The sequence below is a fragment of the Stieleria sp. genome, from assembly GCF_041595215.1.
In the GTDB taxonomy this organism is placed as follows: Bacteria; Planctomycetota; Planctomycetia; order Pirellulales; family Pirellulaceae; genus Stieleria; species Stieleria magnilauensis.
The window spans coordinates 1-1,987 of sequence record NZ_JBFHKV010001341.1 but is presented as its reverse complement, the minus strand read 5'-3'; the positions used below and the strand labels follow the sequence as shown (position 1 = coordinate 1,987).

General features: G+C 61.5%; 1 protein-coding gene. It reads right to left on the bottom strand.

The features are described from left to right. Nucleotides 1–1,987, bottom strand: a 1,987-nt coding sequence (locus ABX749_RS31110) for a FlgD immunoglobulin-like domain containing protein (protein ID WP_372899459.1), incomplete at both ends; no start/stop codon positions are given.

Here is a 1,987-nt window from a genome sequence, read left to right as displayed (position 1 = left end):
TTCCAGCGTTTTTCCGTCACCCAAAGTTTGCCGGCGGGTCCGAACACAAGCCCGGCGGGATGGACCATTCGCTTTGGATCGTAGGCCCCCTTGTACGGCCCGCCGGGGGCGCCGATCGTCGCGACCAAGCTGCCCTCCGCGTTGAAGCGATGAATCTGGTGCGAGTTGGCGTCGCTGACCAAGAGGTCGCCATTGGGTGCGACAGTGATGCCGCTGAGTTGGGGTTCGCTTTTCAGGCCGGGGGCAATCTTTGCGGAGGGAACAAGGGTCTTTCCATCGCGGAGTCGCACCACCCCTTGATCGGTCGCCGCGTAGATTTCCGCCCCGGCGGTCAGATGCCGAACACCGGACAGCGGCAGGGATTCAAGCCGATCGCCCGTTGCGGCGTCGAGCACCAGCACCGCTTGTTTATCGCGCGATCCGACATAGAGTTTGCCGTCTTTGATCGCCAGACCGCCCAAGTTGAATTCGTCCAGATTCGAATGGTTTGACCCCGGCCCGACCTGCATCGAATCAATTTCCAACGCCCGCCGATTGCCGGGAAATTCCGCGATCTTGCCCGACTCGATGTCGTAGCGGACGAGGGTGAGTTTCCAGGTTGCCGTCCAGTTGTCGCTGCCGAGATCAACCCCCTTGGTCCCGCCCCAGGTGAACCCGTCCTGGGCGCAGTACAGATACTTGTCGTCGACAGCGATCGCGTCGTGTCCGATGCCGTAACCGTGTAGGTGTTCGTAGCCCTGAACGAAATTGCCATCGGCGTCCAACGCGACGAGTGCCCAACCGCCTTCGGTCACCGGTGCGGCAAAGAAAACGAGATTGCCGTTGGTGGCGGCGTGATGAAACGTGCTGTGGTTGGGGCCCCAAGAGGCGGTCGTGTCCTCGCCGCCGTTGGCAAAGTTCATTCGATAGACCGGTTCGATTCCCGGGTGGGTGATCCCTCGCCAGCGATAGCTTCCCGGCGGAACCAGTTTGCCTTGGTCATCCAGTCCATCCCAAACCAGCGTCTGCCGTCCGCCGGAAAACGAACGCCCTGCCACGAGATTCCGCACCCGCCGTCCGGATTCATCTTCGATGACCACAGTCGCTTTGCCGTTTGAAGGCTGCTGAAATGCGATCCGGATTTCCTGCCGCCGGCCGCTCACGCCTTCGCGGTAATCCTCCAGATCAAACGGAGCCCAATCAGCGGGATCATCGGAAAACGGCGCGTGAATGGCGCGATGGTCTTGGAACCCAAACCGTTCTCGCTGTCGGGGTGTCTCAACGGCCGCCGCAAAACGAAAGTCAGACCAGTCACCGGCGGGCAAGCGAAATCCAAGCTGCCATCGCGTCGGCATTTGCGTTTGTTCGGCCGCGGCGGTCCCATCGTTTGCTTGGACGGCTTGCCATCCAGCTTCGCCGGTCAACACAAACGTCTGTTTGGCGTTGGCGATGCCCATTCGGATCTCGGGTTCGGATTCCGCCCGCGTGCGGACAGAGACGGCCAGTCCTCGTCGATCGGGGGTGATGGCGACGGCGAACGGTAGACCAGCGGGGCGACTGAAGTCCTGGAAATCGGCATCGGTGTGGAGCTGTGTTTCAGCCGGGTGGATTGTCAGTGCTTCAGCGTGACGGGCGGCCTGTTCGGCGCCCCGTTCGGCGCCCCGTTCGGCGAGTCGCAGTTTGACCAGACGCTGGCGGCCCGCTTCGTAGACCACCACACGATCGCCCGACACCGCCACGTGCGTGGGCGAGCCGAGTCGATTTTGGATTGCCACTTCTGTTAGACCGGCATCAAACAGACGCAGCGTCCCGCCGGCGGAATCACACACTGCCAACCGCCGACCGTCGCTGTGCACATACGCCTCTCCATCGTATTCCGCGATCCGTGAAGCTTCCGTCCAACGTTGATCTCCGTCACGTTGGTAGGCGATGACCATTCCACCGTCGGCGACAACCAATCGGTCATTGAACCAGGCAAGACTCGTACAGTTTTTCAGCCCGTCGATGA